Genomic DNA, 17,914 nt, shown 5'->3' on the forward strand with positions numbered 1-17,914 from the left:
GGTTCCATTGTCATCGTTGTGAACGCCCTTGGGAAGGCAACGCCGGATCGGCTCTACCCTCCTCGTCAGGCTCGACACGCATCCTCGGGCCCTATTCTTTTAATCGAAAATCGCGGTTTCGACGGCCAGGAGCTCCGGCCCCTCCCCTACTCGTCCAGTCCCGGGAGGGGCCGGGAGCCTGGCGATCTAGCTTCATTTCTTGGAAGTTGCCCCCGGCCCCGCCTTGATCGAGGAGGCCACCTGGGCGACGGCCGTCAGGCGGTCCTCGGTCGATTTGATGGTCTCGGCGAGGGCCAGGGCCTCGAGGATCCGACCCCGTTCGGCAACTCCCATCGCGAGGCCCCTCAGGGCGTCCTCTCGCCGCTCTCGGGGCAGGTTCTGCACCGAGGCGACAGCCCCCGGGGCATCTCCGAGCCTCGCATGGAGGCTCATCGACATGCTGGTCAAAATCTGCTGGTAGATTTTTTCGTCGAATTCCATATCGGGGTCGATGAACGTATCCGCCGTGATCGTCGCGGGTACGACTTTCGGACGATCCGCGGCGGTTCGGGAGCCCTTGGCTTCGAGGCAGGCCAGCGACTGGCGGAAGAACGACCGCGCGGCTTCAGGGTCGCCGGCCTTCTCATGCCAGTCGGCCAGGGCTTCCAGGAGGCCCAGTTTCTCGAGGCAAGGGAAGGCTCGCAGGGCCTCGGCTGTTTTCGAGGCGCCTTTGATCTCGTCGGCCTGGATCTGGATCCTGGCGAGAGTTGCCAGGGACCTCGAACGCCGGGGCTCGGGCTGCCCGAGGGCGAGCGCGATCGCGTCGTCGATGATCGGCCGGGCGTCCGCCTTCTCGCCGGCCTCGACCCGCTCTTTCGCGATGACGATCCGGGCGATGATCCGCTCGAAGTCGTCGGTGACCCCCCTGGTGAGTGCGAGGGCACGCTCGAACGTCACGCCCGCCTCGGCCTTCTCGCCGGCCTGGGATCGGAGCCGGGCGATCAGCGCGAAGGTCGCTGGCCTGATCGCGTCATAGAAGCCGTCGCTCGGGCCGGGATAGTCCGCCCGACTCAGGGCAGGGATGGTCTCGGCCGTTGCGAGCGCCCCGGCAAAGTCGCCGGCCTTCGCCTGGAGGTGCGAGAGGGCCGAGAGGAACCTCGCCTGGTCGAGGGGGCCCAGCGTCTTGCGGGCGGCCTCGGCGATTTTGGGCAGCCCGAACCTCGCCCCGGCGACGGACTCGGCCTTGATCTCCAGGGAATCGGCGCCGATGGTGATCTTGATGCCGCCCAGGCTCACCATCGGGCGATTCGACGCCTCATCGGCGAAGGCCCTGAGCACCTTGTGGAAGCCCTGGGCCCGGGCGTCTTCGCCCGGGAGAGACCGGACCAGTTCGATGGCCCCGTCCAGGTCGCCGAGCTCGGTCAACTCGCTCGCGACGTAGCCGAGGCACCGGTGACGATCCTGCAGGTCGTCGAGTTTGAGCGCGGACTGACGAGCCAGCTCGATGACCTGCCGGGCCCGGGGGGCGTCGCCGCTCCTGGCGATGAGGAGCCCGATCGGGCCGAGAAGGAACGGCTTGAGGGAGCTACGCTCGCCCTCGAGCTCGATGACCGCGCGGTCGCAGAGGCGGCGGGCCTCCTGGATGTCCTTCAGGGCGATACGCTCCATGGCGATGCCGAGGAGCAGGGCCGCCCTGCCGGCCATGCCGCTCCACTCTCGGATCCGGCTCAGGTCCTTATGGGGGTGGTCGACCTTCGACGGCGCCTCGGGATCGACGGGGATCGACTCGACCCGTTTCGCGAGGCGGTCGAGCGTCGAGCGGGCGCCGTCGAGGTCGCCGGTTGCCTCCCGCTGGGTCTGCGCGACCCGGACGAGGTATTCCAGGTCCTCGAGCCCTGCCCTGGGGTCGAACTCGATGGTGTCGATGCCGGAGCAGGCGAGCTTGAGGGTGGAGCGTGCCGAGTCCCGGTCCTCGATCTTGATCTGGGCCTCGGCGATGGCGGCGAGGGTTGCACCTTTCAACCAACGGTGATCCGGGGCGTCCTCCTTCAGGCCCGAAACCTCCGTGACGGCCTTCCGCAAGGCGGCCCGGAGCGCGTCTCGCGACTCCTGGCCACCTCGGGGCGCGGCGGCGTGGCCGCTGAGGATCAGGCCCAGGCCGACGATCGCGGCACCGAGCACGCCGAGTCCTTCCGGCAGTGTCCATCTCATGGAACGGTCCTCGAGGTTAAGGATGCGACGGATGCGGGTCATGACCTGGCGGTCGGCCATCGCGAGCGCGGGCCGGCCCCTCTCGTGGCCCGACCCGGAAAGGGCCACGAGCATCTCCACATAAGCACACGGTCGGCCCGTCCGCGCCACGACCAGGCGATCGCAGCAGCTCTCCCGTTCGAGCCGGATCCAGGCCGAAAGCCACCAGACCGCGGGATGGAAAAACAGGAACGATTCGATCAGCCTCTGCACGAGGTTCACGACGTTATCCCGCCGTCGGAGGTGGGCCAGCTCGTGGAGCAGGACCATCTCGAGTTGCTCGACGCTCCACCGCGTCGCGGCGTCGGGCGGCAGCAGGATCAGGGGGCGGAAGATCCCGATCAGCAGCGGGACGGCCAGCCGATCGCACACCCCGACGCCGATCGATCCCGCCAGGTCGAGCGCCTGGGCCAAGGCTCTGCAACGCTCGGCGATCGGCCCCGAGTCGATGGGCCGGCTCGAGCGTCGCAGCCCGCCCAGGCCGATCAGGCCCGTGCCGAGCAGCGAGAGCGACAGCGTCGAGCCGACGAGCCAAATCCAGGGTAGCGTCCGCAGCAGCAGATTGAGCCTCCCGGTCGACCCGGGTACTGGCAATGGGCTGCCGCTGGAAGCGTTGAGTTTGAGCCGATCGGTCGATTCGAGTCGCGTTCGTGCGGCCTCCGCCCGGAAGGCGCCCGTCGGTGAGCCGTTGTCGAGCGCCATCGTCGACAGGGCTATGGCCCGAGGCGGAGGCTCGAAGACCTGGGCGAAAATCGGGACGGGCGAGGCGGCGAGCGCGAACAGGCATGCCAGGGCGAATCCATAACGCGTCTCGGGGGACGCGGATCGTAACCGCTTTCGACCCAGCAAGGCGATCACGCCGACCAGGGCCCCGACCCAGGCCAGATGCAGCATCGTCCAGCCGAGGGCCGTCCATACGGCGGAGATCCATGCAGCCGTCGGGCTCATCGATCACCTCCTTCGGTTTCCCTCTGCTGGGATGGAGCGGGCGAATCCCCGGCGGGCTGGGCCTTGAGCATCTCGAGGATCTCGGCCCGTTCGCGGTCGTCGAGCTGGCCATCCTGGATGAGGTGGGCGACCAACCTCCGCGCCGAGCCGTCGAAGACGTGCTGGACGACCTTGCCGATCAGCCCCGAAGCGGCGGCCTGCCGGCTCACCTTCGCCGACCAGAGCTGGCCGCGCGTGCCCTCTTCCCGCACCACCAGTTCCTTCCCGAGCATCATCTTGAGCATCGTCGCCACCGTCGTCAGGGCCACGGGCCGCTTCTCCTGAAGCGCCCCATGGACCTTCCCCAGGCCGGTCGGGCCGATATCCCAGAGGATCTTGAGGATCTCCAACTCGCCATCCGTCGGTTGCTTGCTCGCCGTCCGCGCCATCGCTGCATCTCTCCGGGGAGGGTGAACGAGGAGTTATGTAATGATAAAATGTTGATATGTGGACAATCAGGCATGCCGGGCGCCTCTCGGGCATCCCGGTATGCCAGCTGATCCGCCAAGGCCAAACCTGAGCGACATGTTGTTTCTATAGAAATAGAATGATCTCGTCTACTGCACTTTTCCTTAGTTTTGGTCGCTGAGGCACTCGGGGCTTCACGTGAAACTGCAAAAGGTGGGGTATTTAAACGTGAAGTCCCAGCTTGATTGCGATTGTCAGCGTTGATGTGGGCTGATGTCATGAGGTGTCTGATTCGACACAACTCACCGAGCACCAGTCATTTGGTAAGTGTATCCAGAATCGCTGCCCGGTTTTTGTGCGGCCTTGCTTTTTTGTTGCGCGATCGTCAGAATCTTTGTCGCCGGATCAAAAAACGTCGAGATCGTAAATCCTTGGTAATTTGAAATTTGTATCGAAAATCGATTTATAAATATTTGTATATGGAATAGATTTTGCTCTTTAGCTCGCTCCATACCTTGATCGATTGCCAATGATGCGGGTGAGGACCCTTTGACGAGGGCCTGCCGGCAAATATTGGCGGATCGGTCCCTTCCTCAGGTACGCCGGTGGTCGTCCGGCGATTCCCAACTCAGCGAACGAAGAGAGGACAGCGATGCGGATTCGATTGCGCGCATGGCTTTTCGGGGCGTTGGCGGCAGCGCTGACGTTCACGGCCATCCCGGCGGTTGTATGGGCCGAGGAACCGGCCGCGGCCGCGGCGACCCCCGCCGCGACTCCGGCGCCGACGGTGAATCCGGCCGATACGGCGTTCATGCTGGTCTGCGCGGCGCTCGTGATGCTGATGACCCCGGGCCTCGGCCTCTTCTATGCCGGCATGGTCCGCCGCAAGAACGTGCTGGGGACCTTCCAGCAGAGCTTCATCATGCTGGGCGTGATCTCGCTCCAGTGGGTGCTCTTCGGCTACAGCCTGGCCTTCGGCCCGAACAAGCTCTACGGCTTCATCGGCGGGCTCGAGTGGTTCGGCCTCCGGGGCGTCGGCTTCGAGCCGAATGCCGACTATGCGGCGACGATCCCGCATCAGTTGTTCATGGTCTACCAGCTCATGTTCGCGATCATCACGCCGGCCCTGATCTCGGGCGCCTTCGCCGAGCGGATGAAGTTCTCGGCCTACCTCGTCTTCTCTCTCCTCTGGGCCACGTTCGTCTATGACCCCGTCGCCCACTGGGTCTGGGGGACCGGCGGCCTCATCAAGCAGAACCTCGGCGCCCTCGACTTCGCCGGCGGCCTCGTCGTCCACCTGATCTCGGGCGTCGCCGCCCTCTGCTGCGTGCTCGTGATGGGCAAGCGTAAGGGGCTCGGCCAGGAAGAGATGCACCCCCACAACCTGATGATGACCGCCCTGGGCACCGGCCTCCTCTGGTTCGGCTGGTTCGGCTTCAACGCCGGCAGCGCCCTCGCGGCGAACGGCTCGGCCGTCGCGGCCTTCGTGAACACGAACACGGCCGCGGGCGTCGCCACCCTGACCTGGATGGTGATCGAGTGGATCCACAAGGGCAAGGGGACGGTCCTGGGCGCCTGCACGGGTGCCGTCGCGGGCCTCGTGGCGATCACGCCGGCCGCCGGCTTCGTCACGCCGATGGGCTCGATCGCGATGGGCGTGGGCGTCTGCGTGATCTGCTACGGTGCGGTCCTGCTCAAGGGCAAGCTCGGCTATGACGACTCGCTCGACGTCTTCGGCGTCCACGGCGTCGGCGGTGCCTTCGGCGCGCTGGCCGTCGGGATCCTCGCCAAGGCCGGAATCAGCGGCGACGTCAACGGCCTGCTCTACGGCAACGCCATGCAGCTCGGCTACCAGGCCCTCTCGCTGGTGATCGCGGGCACGTACAGCTTCGTCGTCACCTTCATCCTGCTCAAGATCGTGGACGTGCTCATCGGCCTCCGCGTGACCACCGACGAGGAAGAAGTCGGCCTCGACCTGGCGCAGCACGGCGAGCGTGGCTATATCATGGGAGTGGGCGAGTTGATGGGGGGACACGCCTCCGAGGCCCCCTCGAACGGCCACTACTATCCGTCCGCCTCGCCCGAGCCGATCGAGGAAGCGGAAGTCGAGCGGGTCGGCTACTGAGGCCGGTGCGTCTCGGGGTGAAGAGTGCGATCGGTGGATAAGTCCTTGGATAACCGATGATCGGGGTCGTCATGCACCGAGAGACCGTCGTCCTTTGCTCGAAGCCCGGTTGTGGTGCTCACGCGACGCACAAGATCGCCTCCCCCTGGAGCGACGGGCGATTCTCGGAGCTGAAGACCTACGGCTTCGCCTGTCCCGACCACGTCGGTGACGTCCTCCGGAGTGCCGAGACCCGCTGGCTCAACTACGAGCCCGTCCCCGGCGAAGCCGTCCACGACATAGGCATCTACCGGGCGAGCACCGGCAAGCAGGCCCCGCGCTGGGAGCGCGACCCGGACATGGAGGAAACCTACCTCCTCTGATCGCGACGATCCCAGCGGATCGGAACCATCCCAAGGCCCCGAGGACCCACCAGTCCTCGGGGCCTTTTTCTGTCCCAAGGCCCTGTACTCACGTCGCGCCGGCGTTCAATCCCGATCGAGCAATCCCGAGAGCCAGTGCATGATGTTCAGCGCGAACTGGCGATTTTCGGTGCCGGGGACGTTCATGCCCATCTGTTGGACCGCCGGCGCTGCGCCGAAGATCTGGGCGGAGAGCTGGGCCGCCTCGCCGAGCACGACCACGCGCCCCTTGCCCAACCTCAGCGCAAGCCCCTGGCATCTCCCCGCGGCGGAAACGGCCTGGCCGCTCCTCGACTGATCCTGCGCCGAGTCGGAGAGCTTGAGCAGCGGGACGCTCCCTTCCGGGCCCTTGAGCGACTGCCCGGTGAAGGTCATCACCTTGCTGATCCGCTCCGAATCGTCGCGTCCTTTCATGATCGCGTGATCGCCCACGAGCCCCTTCTCGCGGGCGAAGATGAGGCATGACGGGCTGCGCTTTTCCGAGTTCAGGCGATCGATCGCCGTATTCTTGCCCATCTCCACGCCGAACTGCTTCGCCAGGGCCTCGGCGGCAGGACCCATCGGCCGGTGGTCGGTGATGAGGAGCAGCGAGCCCCCCGCCTCCACCCACTTGCGGACCGCCTGGCATTCGTCGTCGCTGAAGGCCGACCGATCGGCCCCCTCCTGCCCCATCCCCTCCGCGCCCAATGCATTGGCGATGACGAGGACGTCCCCACCCTTGAGGACCTCCTCCGAGAACTTCGACTGGTTGGGTATGACGCGGTAGCCGTCATGGGTGATCAGGTCTGCAAACGGCTTGTATCGGCCCCCCGCCGTGTGGAAGTTGTGGTGGGCCTCGTCGAACAGGACCCTGGGATGGGAGTCGGCGTAGGCTGGCTTCGCGACGCTCGTGTCGAAATCGGGATCCGACCGCTGGCCCGTCTGAGCCTGTTTCGGCGTCGCCTGCTGCGCGATGAGCCGAGGGGCCTTCGTCGGTCGGGAAGGTTGCCCGTCCCCGTCGAACGGCGATGAACCCACCGCCTGCGACCCCGCCGCGGTCGCCGCCAACACCCCGAGCGTGATACTCCGCACGATCTTGCGAATCCTGGCCATGAGGAACCTCCTACGAGGGAGAGTCGGGAGCGGGCCTCCGATGACTCGGGCGCGGCCGAGGGGGAGTCGCGTATTTCATCGAAGGGTGACGAAAAGGTTGAGACCATGTCGAGCCCGGCATTTTGCCGGTTCGAGACAAATGTCAGAGTGTATCGCGGGCCATCTCGCTTTCAATGCATGGCTTCGGAGATATGCGAGAGGGAGGCCGGTTGCCAGGCGTCATGGCCCTACTTCCAAGGCGGGGCGGGGTGACTATACTAGGGGTGAGATTTCCCTGGCCTCGAAGGGTGGAACCTTGTCGACCGAAGAAGAACCGTCGTCGCAACCGCAGCCGGAAACGCCGCTCGGCATCGACCCCGTCGCATCGCGTCGGATATTCCTGGGGATGCTGGGGCTCCTGGTGGGGGGCGTGATCGCTTACAACGTCTTCAAGACGCCGCCGGCCCCTCCGCCCGTGGATATCGCCAAGGATCCGCTCCTCGTCCAGGGGCGCGAGATCTACCAGGCCCGCTGCGCGAGCTGTCACGGCCCCGAGGGCAAGGGCGACGGCGCGATCGCCAAGAACCTTCCGGGGCCTAAGGTGCGGAACTTCGCCGCCGAGCCCTGGAAGTACGGCGAGAAGCCCGACGACGTCATCGGCGTGATCGCCAAGGGATCCAAGGACACGGCGATGTCGGCCTGGGGCGGCGTGCTCGATCCCCCCGAGATCAAGGCCGTCGCGGCCTATGTCTATCACCTCGGCGGCAAGCCGGTGCCGGAAGACCTGCGCAAGCCCTGAGCGAGCCCGTCTCGAGAGTGAAACAAGCAGAGGCTAACCCGGGATATGCCCTGGCCAACCTCTGTTGATTTCCTGATTTGAGCAGGCGTGCCGAAGGCTTTGCGTTGCCGGCTCAGCCGCGGAGGACGATCGCGTCGGCCTCGACCTCGACGAGGGCAGCATCGTCGATGAGGCGGGTGATCTCGACCATCGTGGTGGCCGGCCGGATCTCGGCGAAGACCTCGCCGTGGGCCTCGCCGACTTCCTTCCAGCGCGAGATGTCGGTGACGTAGATCCTCGTGCGGATGACGTCGCTCATCTCGCCGCCGAGGGCCTCGATCGCCGCCTTGATGATCGCCAGGGCGCGAGAGGTCTGGGCCTTCAGGGTGGTGGCGAAGGTCCCGTCCGGCTCGATCCCCACGGTGCCGGTGACGGAGATCGTGTCGCCCGTGCGCACGGCGCGGGAGTAGCCGATCACGGGCTCCCAGGCCGAGCCGGTCGAGGCGTACTTGCGGCCGTTGCGCTCCGTCACGGTGACGTTGATGGATTTGGACATGAGTCTATTCCTTTCGATGTATGGATCGAGGAAGGTCTTCCCATCGACGAATGTCGAGGTCGACCCTGGGCGGTTTCGATGGCCCTCGACGATGAGGGCCCAGGGTAGCCATCGGGCGGGGACTTGGCAATCAGGCGGCCCCTCGGGAATCGGCTCCGGGTTGATCGGCCCTGGATTTGAGGGGTAACATGTGGGGGAGTTGCCGGGGCGGGGTCGTGACTTTGCAGGCAAGCCCCCGGCGTTATCCTCGTTCCCCACCGCAGAACCTCCGAGAAGGAAGGGTTACTCCCAATGGCCGACTTCACCACGCAGATCAAGGAACTGAAAGTCGGCGAAGGCGTCGAGGCCAAGGCGGGCGACACCGTCTCCGTCCACTACACCGGCAAGCTCACCGACGGCACCAAGTTCGACAGCTCGGTCGACCGCGGCCAGCCGTTCACGTTCGGCCTGGGCCAGGGCCGGGTCATCCGCGGCTGGGATGTCGGCGTCGCCGGCATGAAGGTCGGCGGCCGTCGCGAACTGACCATCCCGCCCGAAGAAGGCTATGGCGCCCGCGGTGCCGGCGGGGTCATCCCCCCCAACGCGACGCTCGTCTTCGAGGTCGAGATGATCAAGATCGGCTGAGCTTCAGCGTGCCGAGCGAATCTCATGGACGATTGGCGGGCGGCGAAATCGTCGCCCACCGTCGCGCCTGGGGTGGATTCGGACATGAGAATGCGCGGGCCTCGATGATCCCTGGATCGGAACCGATCGACATGATGACGGCGGGATCCTCGCAAGACGACGCCAAGGGGAGGCTCCGGGCCCTCCTGCTCGGCGTCGGCGCCCGCGCGGCGGGGTACTGGTGGCTCGACGGGGATCGGCTCGTGCAAAGGGCCTTCGTGGGATGCGACTCGCTCCCCGAGGAGGTCGCCACCGGCTTCGCGGCCGCCACGAAGTCGGTGCCGCTCGATCGCCACGATCTGGGGATCGTCAAGGCGGCTTATGCGGAGGCCTTCGCCGCCTCCTACGCGAAGGGACTCCCGCCCGAGGCCGGCTCCGGATACTGGCTGCGAGCCTTCGGCGCCGATCGTTCGATTGCCGTGCCGATCCGCGATGACGAGGGGGTCGTCCGCGCAGTCGTCTCGCTCGCCCTGGCGGATGGCCCGCTGAGCGATGCCGAGGTCTCCGAGCGTATCGTCGCCGCCGCACGCCCCTGGATCTCCGCATCAACGGCATAGACCCATCCGCCTGGACGCGGCGGATCCCGCCGATAATGCCGGCCCGATCGGACAACTTTCCGAGAGCCAGGCCGCCGTTTCGCTGGACTCCGGGCGGAACCGCCGCGAAAATAGTTCCAGAGGCTCGTGAACATTCGCGACGAGACGAGGGGATACGCGGCGGACGATGGTTGCCGACTATTATGCGATGCTCAACGTCGACCCGTCGTCAGGACGGGAGGCGCTCGAAGCAGCCCTGGCCCGTTGCCAACCGGCGTGGTCGTCAGGGACGCGTAACCCCAAGAACAAGCATACGTTCCAGTCCTACCTCGACCAGATCCCCGCGATCCGCCAGGCGCTCCTGGGGACCTCCGAGGCCCGCGCCGCGTATGACGCTGAACTCGCCGCCGTCCGCCGCGTCGAGCGCGATCGCAAGCTCGACGCCCTGCAACGCCTGCTCAGGCTCCGCGCGGCCAAGGGGGGCCTGACGGTTGCAGATAGAACCCTGCTCCGCGAACAGGCGGTGAAGCTCGGCCTGACGCATGAGGACCTCGACCGGCTCGCCGAATCGATACCTCCCAAGGTCGAACTCGCGGGCGAGGAAGACAGGCCGGATCCCCCCGTCGACGTCCTCGACCCGGCCATGCGGCGCCAGATCTCCGTGGCCCTCGAGCACCTCAGGCGACGCAATCTCTACGACGTGCTCGGCCTCGAGCGCGACGCCCCCACCGCCGAGATCGTGACCAGGGCCGACGCCGAGCGTCGCCGATGGATGCAGAAGGCTCAGGTGACGGCCGAGAAGACGGCCTGGCTCGAGCTGATCTCTCACGCGCAGTCGCACCTGACCAATCCGGCCGCCAGGGCTCGCTACGACCGGACCCTCGTGATCGAGGCCGAGGAGAACCTGGGCGAGTCGATCACGTTCGCACTCAAGGGGGTCTTGCAACTCGACCCGGGCACGCGCTCGGCGCTGGTCGACGAGGCCGCGACACTGGGGATCGCCCCCGACAGGGCCGAGCGCCTGATCCTCCGCGCCTGCCGTGCGCAAGGAGTGGCCCGCGACACCGGCGCGTCGTTCGCCTCTCTGGCGAAGGCGGCTCGCCTCTTGCGCTGCCGGGCCTGCTCGGGGGTGACTGACTTTAGCGAGGTGGCCCGCCAGCCGAGGCCCGAGTGCCGCCATTGCCACGAGCCCTTGCGCTGGGATTGCCCGGTCTGCCAGAAGACGCGATGGGTCGACGAGCCGAAGTGTGTCTGCGGGTTCCGGCTCGAGTGGAAGGAGCCCCTGCACCACCACTTCGAGGCCGCGCGGTTGGCCTTCCGAGAACGCCAGGTCGAGATCTCGAAGCTGCACCTCCAGCGGATCCTCGAGTTCGCCCCGACGCACGCCAGCACGCTCAAGGCGCTGGAGAAGCTGAGCGAGCGGCAGGAGCAGATCGAGCGGGCCCGCGCCGCCTGGGAATCCGCGAGGGCCGCCGGCCAGTGGTTCGCCGCGCGCAAGGCGGCGGATGCCTGGTCGATCCTGGTCCCCGTCGACCATCCGGGGGCCCGCGCCGCACGTGACAAGGCGGATCAGGTGGTCCGCCAGGCGAAGGCCCTCGCCGCTCGAGCCAAGGCCATCGCCCAGGCCGACCCCAAGGCCGCGCGTGAGCTCTATCGCCAGAGCCTTGGCCTCGCCTCCGACCTGCCCGAGGCGATCAGCGGCCTGCTCCGCTGCCCCCCCGAGCATCCCACGAACCTGACGGCGGACTATGAACGCGGGCGCGTGCGGCTCCGCTGGGTCGCCCCCAACCCCGACGGCCACGGCTCGTTCTCGTACGTGATCGTCCGCAAGTCGGGGGCGCCAATCATCAACCTGGCCGACGGGACGAGGATCGCCGAGGTCCAGGCGACCGAATACGAGGATCTCGACGTCGTCGCCGGCGAGTCGGTCAGCTACGCCATCCTGACCCGCCGAGGCGCCTCGGAGTCGATCGCCGCGACGGCCATCGGGCCGGTCCTCCTGCTCGGCGAGGTCGTCGACGTGCGGGTCGAGGAGGGGGATCGTGAAGTCACGCTCTCGTGGTCGCTGCCCGAGCGGGCCTCGGGGGTCCGCGTCATGCGCAAGCTCGGCTCGCCCCCCAGCAACCCGCAGGACGGCGAGCGGGTCGAGACCCTCCGCGACCGGGTGCAGGACAGGAACCTCATCAACGACCGGGTCTATCACTATGGCCTCTTCGCCGCCTACAAGACGGCCGACGGCCCCATGCTCGCGGCCCGGGGGGTCTTCGTCTCGGCCCAGCCCCATCCGCCGACCGAGATCCTCGAAGCCCCGACGATCGCGCAGGAGGCCGACGGCCGGATCAGGCTCGACTGGATCGAGCCGGCCCGCGGTCGGGTCCGCTTCCTGAGGACGCTGGCCCCCCTGTCCCGAGGCCCGGGCTCGCGGCTCACGCTCGCCGAGGCCGACCTCCTCGGCGGGATCTGGATCGATCCCATCTCCTCCAACCGGGCCTATGACCCGGAACCGCTCGCCTTCGGGGTCTGCCACTACACGCCACTCTTGAGCGCGGCGGGGATGCTGACGGTCGGGCACGCCTCGACGTTCTCCTGCGTGCGAGACCCGTCCGAGCTCCGGGCCAATCGCGTGGCGGGGGGCAAGATCCTGCTCCGCTGGCGCTGGAGCGCCCAGGGGCACGAGTGCTGGGTCATCGCGAAGGCCGGGAGTCTGCCCACCGGCCCGAACGACCCCGACGCCATCCGCACGACGGTCCACGAGGTCGAATACAGCCGGGTCGGGCATCACGCCCTGCTCCTGCCGACCGGGCGGGACGGGCCCTGGCACATCCAGGTCTTCACCGTGGCGAAGATCGGCGACGAGGTCGTGGTCTCTCCCGGCCTCGAGCCCAGCGCCCGGATCGTCGTCACCGGGCCTCACCCCGAGATCACGATCTCGTACGACCTTCGCAAGCCGAGCTTCCCGGGGCGTGCCTGGTCCTTGACGTTCCGGACCGAGCCGGCCGGCTCCGAGGTCCCCCCCACCGCGCTCGTGGCCCATCCCCGCACGGTGCCCCTCTCCGTCGACGACGGCGAGATCGTGGCCCAGTTCCCGGCCGCCCGCGACGGCACGACCTTCTCGATCCCTAACAAGCTCAACCTCGCCAAGGGCCGCGCACGCGTCTTCGCCGACCCCCACGCCGATCCCGACTCGCTCCCCCCGATCCGCCTCCGACATCCCGAGACGGGGGTGGCTAGGGTCTGACCCTCGCATCGGAGGTCTGTTCGATCTTCATAAGTCGAGGTTTTGGCATCCTCTTTGCTTTGAGCTATAGTGCTGTTCTCCTTGGCCGGAATCCCGTCGCGTGGGGCCAAGCCACGCGACGGGATTTTTTCATGCGCCGGGGCATCCACCACGCCTCTCGCCGTTTCCCCACGCTTGAAAAAAACGGAAAACCTGGGCTCAGTTTGAGTCGAGGTTTACAAGCCTCGCGGCGGCCTGCCCGGCCACTGGCTCCATCTTTTCGGGCCGATGTTCCGTCGAGATGGGGATGATGGGTCGTATCATCCGCACGGCCTATAGCGAGATGCGGAGAGGGCGTGGGCCGTATCAATGTGAGGCGATATGCGGACGTTTCCGTCAGGCGTTTTGCTTCAGGGCGAGCCGGCCCGTTTCCCTCGCGATCATGAGTTCCTCGCGCGTGTGCAGGATCAAAACGCGGATCGACGCTCCGGGCTGGGCGATGTCCGCGTCGGGACGGGCCTCGGCGTTGAGCTGCGGGTCGAGCTCGATCCCGAGGAACCGCAGGCCTTCGCAGACCGAGGTCCGCAGGCGGGCGGAATTCTCGCCCACGCCCGCGGTGAAGACGAGCGCGTCGAGGCCTCCGAGCGTGGCGGAGAGGGCGCCGATGGCCGACCTGATGCGTGCGGCGTAGATCTCCAGGGCGAGCCGGGCCCGGTCGTTCCCCTCCAGGCTGGCGGCCTCGACCTTGCGGAAGTCGGACGAAACGCCGGAGACTCCCAGGAGCCCCGACTGGTGGTTCAGCGCGTGGTCGAGCTCCTGCGCGGTGAACCCCTCGCGCTGCTGGAGGTGGAGCAGGATCCCGGGGTCGACGGCCCCTGCCCTCGTCCCCATCATCAGGCCGTCGAGCGGGGTGTAGCCCATCGTCGTGTCGACGGCCCGGCCGTCTCGCACGGCCGCCGCCGAGCAGCCGTTGCCCAGGTGGCAGATCACCAGACGCAGGCCTTCGGGAGTACGCCCCAGCACCTCGGCGGCGCGCCCCGCGCAGTACGAGTGGCTGATGCCGTGGAAGCCGAACCGGCGGATCCCCCGCTCCTTGTACCACTCGAACGGGACCGGGAAGACGGCCGAGGAACGCGGCAATCCGGCGAAGAACGAGGTGTCGAAGACGGCGACGTGCGGCAGGCCCGGCAGCGACGCCGTGGCCGTCTCGAGCACCGCCACGGCCTGCGGGTTGTGCAGGGGGGCGAGGTCCGACAGGCTCGCGATCGCCTTCGCCACATCGGGGGTGACGAGCACGCTTTCCACGAAGGCCTGGCCGCCGTGGACGATCCGATGTCCCACCGCCCTGATTGGCGAAGATCCCCTGCCCGGCTCGGACAGGGCCTTGATGACGAGGCTCGCGGCCGACCGATGGTCGGTGGCCTCGCAAGGCTGGCGACGCTCGGGCTCGCCCAGCGATCGGACGATCAACTCGGCGGACTGGGCCGGGCCGTCCCAATCGACGTTCCCGGCGACCTGGGGCTCGCGGGCTCCCGGTTCGAAGAGCCCGAACTTCAGGGTACTGGACCCGGCGTTTAGAACGAGGATGCTCAAGGTGCCTCTCCCTGCTAGCCAGCTTTGGCGGCGCCGGGGCCCGTCCTCGGGCCGGCCCGCGAGACCTTTAGCAGAAAGGCTTTCTCGGCGGACTGCAAGCCCGAGGTGTTCGGTTCCGAGGAGAAGGGGGCCTCGAAGGCCGGCGTCAGTGGCGTTCCTTTGAGGGCCCGGCACTGACGCGGTCGATCGGCTCGAGCGCGGCGCGGAAGCTGTCGAGATCCGGCTGCGCCTCGGGCTTGCCGGCGAGGTTGTTCAACTCGCCCGAGTCGCGGTCGAGGTCGAACAGCTCCTCATGGCCGTCGCGGGCCCTGATATACAGCTTCTCGTCGATCACGAGCGAGCGAGGCAGGTACTTGTCGGTCTTCGACCCCACCTCGCGCTCGAGGATCTCGGTGAGGACCGGCTCCTCCGGCTCGTCGTCCGCCGCCGATTCCGGGCCCGACGGGGACCAGCAGCGTGAGAGCGACTGCCCCGGGAAGGGGGATTCCTTCTCCATGTCCAGGATGTCGACGACCGTGGCGGGGAGGTCGCGGAGGCTGACCGACTGGTTGACGACCTGGTTCGCGGGGATCTTCGCGGGCGCCGAGATGACCAGCGGTACGCGGATCACCTCGCCGTGGAGGGTCTGCCCGTGGCCGTAGCCGCCGTGCTCCCGGAACTCCTCGCCGTGGTCGGAGGTCACGATCACGACGGTGTTATCCAGCAGCCCCCGCTGGTCGAGCGAGTTGAAGAGACGGCCGAGGTGCCCGTCGAGCTCCGCGATGCAGTCGTCGTAGCAGTCGCGGGCGAGCGCGACCTCGCGATCGGACCGCTTGCTGACGTCCGAGCGATGCCAGTCCCGCAAGACGGCCTGGTCGGCCGTCGAGGCCGGCCGCATCCCGCAGGGGTGATCGGGCTCGTCGGAGGTCATGTAGGGATCGTGGGCGTCGTAGTAGTTCAGGAAGAGGAAGAACGGCTGGTCCTTCGGGCGCTGGTCGAGCCAGGCCAGGGTCTCGCGATTAATCGCCGCGCCGTCCTTCCGTCCGAAGCGTGCGGTGGGGCGGTCGTGCGAGTTCGGGGCCAACTGCTGGGCGAGGCGCCTGCCGATCGTCGTGCTCCGCAGGACCTCGAGCGGCGTGACCGCGACGTCCTCGTAGTGGGTGAAGCCCCGGTTCAGGCCGTACCAGGCGTTGCAGAAGAACGTGTTGGCCACGAACCCGGCCGTGGCGTATCCGCGGTCACGGAGGTACTCGGCGAGCGTCGGGAAGGCCCCGTCCAGCGGCTGGTCGAGCCTCGTCGAGAGCTCGTGCGGCCATCGGCCCGTGAACATGCTCGCGTGCGAGGGGAGCGTCCACGAGGCGCTGGCGCGGGCGCGATCGAAGCGGACGCCCGAGCTGGCGAGCTTCGCCAGCTCGGGGGACGTGTTCCGGGAGTAGCCGTAGGCACTGAGGCTCTGGGCCCTGACCGTGTCGAGCACGATGAGGAGGACGTTGGGGGCGCCCGCCTTGACGGGGGCCTGCCCGGCGATGGCCCGATGCTCGCTCCAGAGCTCGTGGGCCGTCTCCAGGCTGATGAGGCCCGTCAGGGCGATGCCGAGCCCCCCCAGGCTGAGCAGCACCGAACGTCGGAAGCTCCCCCAGTGCGCCAGGATCCAACGCGCCGAGCCGGCCGCGAGGCCGCCTGAGAGCGCGAGGTAGGCGACCGTCGCGAGCCCCTGGAAGTTCGAGAGCACGGCCAGGGCCGCGAGCAAACAGCAGGTATACGTCGCGACCCTGGCGGCGAAGGCCGGCAGCCGCCAGGCGACGAGCGCGAGGAGGATGCCGAAGAGCGTGAAGACCGTGACCTCCGAGACCGGGATCATCCAGATCGCGTGGCGATTCATCTGGAGCATCCCGAGCGCGGCCGCGTTGGTGAACTGCTTGCGGAAGAAGAGGATCGCCACCTCGAGCAGGCCCGTGCTGATCCCGAACCAGGACGCGAAGGCGAGCGCCTCGAACGGCCCGATCCGGGGCGCGACCGGCCCCGTCTCCTGGCTAGCGGGCAGCCATCGGCGAAGGCGAGGCCGCTTGGCTCCGCGCGTGTCGTTCGGCGTGATCAGTCGAGGCTTCACGTGTCGATGCTCCCGCCCTGTCGCTCCATCGAGCGGCCCGCGACCCGGTAAGAGGCGCCCGCACCCTTGCGTCCCTTCGCGTCGAAGTGCGGCCGGCCCACGGCGACCATCCGCCTCGAGCGGAGGAACGCGACCTTGCCGCAACGCATGGCGAAGCGGATCGAGTTCTTGCCGCACATCAGGGCGACGCCCGCCACCGTGGCGATCACCGACGTGATCGGCAGGATGGTCTCCGGCCCGAAATAGGCGAACAAGATTGTATGAGTGAGCATTTTTGTGAAACTTTCTTTTTATGCTGAAAACAACGAGCTGAGGCCGGGTGTCCGCACCGCGATCGGCCGGCGGCTTGCGGCGTCTCGTCGTCGTTTATCAGGGAACCGAAGGGCCGAGGTCTCTTGGGGGAACGTGCGAGCCAACCACCTTCGGAGTGCGAGACTCGGACGATGGCCGGCCGATACGCGGCTTTCGCCTCGATCGATCGGACGAGGATCCGAAGGGCCCGACTCGCCGCGAAAACATGCGGGATCGACGAGATGCGTGGCGCGAGCGACGGAGGCCAAGGGGGAGCTTCGGATCAAGCTCACGTTGCGGCCAACGAACCCGGTGGCGTGACCCAGGACCGGGGCGAGTGGCTCGACAACGTCGGGACAATGCGGGACGGGAACTTCGATTGGAAGGGGCGCCAACGTCAGCAGATCAACCGGCAGAGAGATAAGGGCGTTCGATGTTCGGGCTCGGACTGGGCGAGGGCCTGCTCCCTGGAGTCGGGGCAAGGCTGCCGGGCCGCGTCGCTCGCCCCGCGCCGGGGCGGTGCGGGGCGGTGCCGGGGAGGCCCTCCCGGGTGCCGATACTGGAGCGAGGACGAGCCCGATCGGCAGAGGATGCAGGTCTCGTCGATCGGGTCCTCCTCCACATCCTCGGCGGGGGGGAGGGAGATCCGTGAGCACTCGGCCTCGTCCCCGATGTGAAGGGCCCGCTTGCCCCGTAGCAGGCCGACGACCCTGGGCGATGACCCGTCATCCTGGTTCAGGAGCTGCGAGAAAGCGGCCGGCGAGAAGTCCGTGCTGTCGGGCGTCACCACCTGGGTCGCGAGCACGACCAGGAGGAGCTTGCAGCCGATCGACCTGGGCTTCCGTCCCTGGCCCGAATTCATTCGCATCATCCTTAGATATCACGGGATAAGGTCCCGACGCTGCTCGGGGTTATCAGGATTATCGGCAAACTCGGCGATTGTCAGGAGGCGATCTCATGGCGATTCGCC

14 protein-coding genes are annotated in these 17,914 nt (G+C 67.4%); 6 read left to right on the forward strand and 8 right to left on the reverse strand.

Annotated features, from left to right (window positions below; translation table 11 throughout):
• Positions 1–192: 192 nt before the first annotated feature.
• Positions 193–3,177, reverse strand: a complete 2,985-nt coding sequence (locus tag ACOYYX_RS24460; RefSeq protein ID WP_422924581.1) for a M56 family metallopeptidase — start codon at positions 3,175–3,177, stop codon at positions 193–195.
• Complete coding sequence (locus ACOYYX_RS24465; protein WP_422924582.1) at positions 3,174–3,605, reverse strand: BlaI/MecI/CopY family transcriptional regulator; 432 nt, start codon at positions 3,603–3,605, stop codon at positions 3,174–3,176. The genes ACOYYX_RS24460 and ACOYYX_RS24465 overlap by 4 nt, the downstream gene beginning before the upstream one ends.
• 671 nt (positions 3,606–4,276) lie before the next feature.
• Between ACOYYX_RS24465 and ACOYYX_RS24470 the strand changes: the two genes are divergently transcribed.
• A complete protein-coding gene (locus ACOYYX_RS24470; RefSeq protein WP_422924584.1) occupies positions 4,277–5,749 on the forward strand; it encodes an ammonium transporter in 1,473 nt (490 codons plus the stop codon).
• Positions 5,750–5,820: 71 nt separating this feature from the next.
• A complete protein-coding gene (locus ACOYYX_RS24475) occupies positions 5,821–6,111 on the forward strand; it encodes a hypothetical protein (protein ID WP_422924586.1) in 291 nt (96 codons plus the stop codon).
• A gap of 105 nt (positions 6,112–6,216) precedes the next feature.
• Here ACOYYX_RS24475 and ACOYYX_RS24480 read toward each other — a convergent pair whose 3' ends face one another.
• Entirely contained in the window at positions 6,217–7,242 is a 1,026-nt protein-coding gene (locus ACOYYX_RS24480; protein WP_422924588.1) for a DUF4350 domain-containing protein, read from the reverse strand.
• A 295-nt stretch (positions 7,243–7,537) separates the two neighbouring features.
• Between ACOYYX_RS24480 and ACOYYX_RS24485 the strand changes: the two genes are divergently transcribed.
• A complete protein-coding gene (locus ACOYYX_RS24485) occupies positions 7,538–8,020 on the forward strand; it encodes a c-type cytochrome (RefSeq protein WP_422924589.1) in 483 nt (160 codons plus the stop codon).
• 112 nt (positions 8,021–8,132) lie between these two features.
• Here the strand turns inward: ACOYYX_RS24485 and ACOYYX_RS24490 are convergent, their stop codons facing one another.
• Entirely contained in the window at positions 8,133–8,555 is a 423-nt protein-coding gene (locus ACOYYX_RS24490; protein ID WP_422924591.1) for a RidA family protein, read from the reverse strand.
• Positions 8,556–8,846: 291 nt separating this feature from the next.
• Here ACOYYX_RS24490 and ACOYYX_RS24495 point away from each other — a divergent pair, with 291 nt between their 5' ends.
• The 3 genes from ACOYYX_RS24495 (at position 8,847) to ACOYYX_RS24505 (ending at position 12,992) form a co-directional block, all read left to right on the forward strand.
• Entirely contained in the window at positions 8,847–9,179 is a 333-nt protein-coding gene (locus tag ACOYYX_RS24495; protein ID WP_422924593.1) for an FKBP-type peptidyl-prolyl cis-trans isomerase, read from the forward strand.
• A gap of 131 nt (positions 9,180–9,310) precedes the next feature.
• A complete protein-coding gene (locus tag ACOYYX_RS24500; protein WP_422924595.1) occupies positions 9,311–9,775 on the forward strand; it encodes a hypothetical protein in 465 nt (154 codons plus the stop codon).
• Between the two features lie 166 nt (positions 9,776–9,941).
• A complete protein-coding gene (locus ACOYYX_RS24505; protein ID WP_422924596.1) occupies positions 9,942–12,992 on the forward strand; it encodes a hypothetical protein in 3,051 nt (1,016 codons plus the stop codon).
• A gap of 375 nt (positions 12,993–13,367) precedes the next feature.
• Here ACOYYX_RS24505 and ACOYYX_RS24510 read toward each other — a convergent pair whose 3' ends face one another.
• The 4 genes from ACOYYX_RS24510 to ACOYYX_RS24525 form a co-directional block, all read right to left on the reverse strand.
• A complete protein-coding gene (locus tag ACOYYX_RS24510) occupies positions 13,368–14,564 on the reverse strand; it encodes an acetate/propionate family kinase (protein ID WP_422924598.1) in 1,197 nt (398 codons plus the stop codon).
• Positions 14,565–14,709: 145 nt separating this feature from the next.
• Positions 14,710–16,653 (reverse strand): sulfatase-like hydrolase/transferase, encoded by a 1,944-nt coding sequence (locus ACOYYX_RS24515; RefSeq protein ID WP_422924600.1) that lies wholly within the window; start codon positions 16,651–16,653, stop codon positions 14,710–14,712.
• Positions 16,650–16,925, reverse strand: a complete 276-nt coding sequence (locus tag ACOYYX_RS24520; RefSeq protein WP_422924601.1) for a hypothetical protein — start codon at positions 16,923–16,925, stop codon at positions 16,650–16,652. Before ACOYYX_RS24520 ends, ACOYYX_RS24515 begins: the two co-directional genes overlap by 4 nt.
• A gap of 416 nt (positions 16,926–17,341) precedes the next feature.
• Positions 17,342–17,806, reverse strand: coding sequence for a hypothetical protein (locus ACOYYX_RS24525; protein WP_422924603.1), 465 nt, complete (start codon positions 17,804–17,806; stop codon positions 17,342–17,344).
• Positions 17,807–17,914: the final 108 nt, after the last annotated feature.

The sequence above is a fragment of the Singulisphaera chitinilytica genome, from assembly GCF_049331405.1.
Lineage (GTDB): Bacteria > Planctomycetota > Planctomycetia > Isosphaerales > Isosphaeraceae > PoT.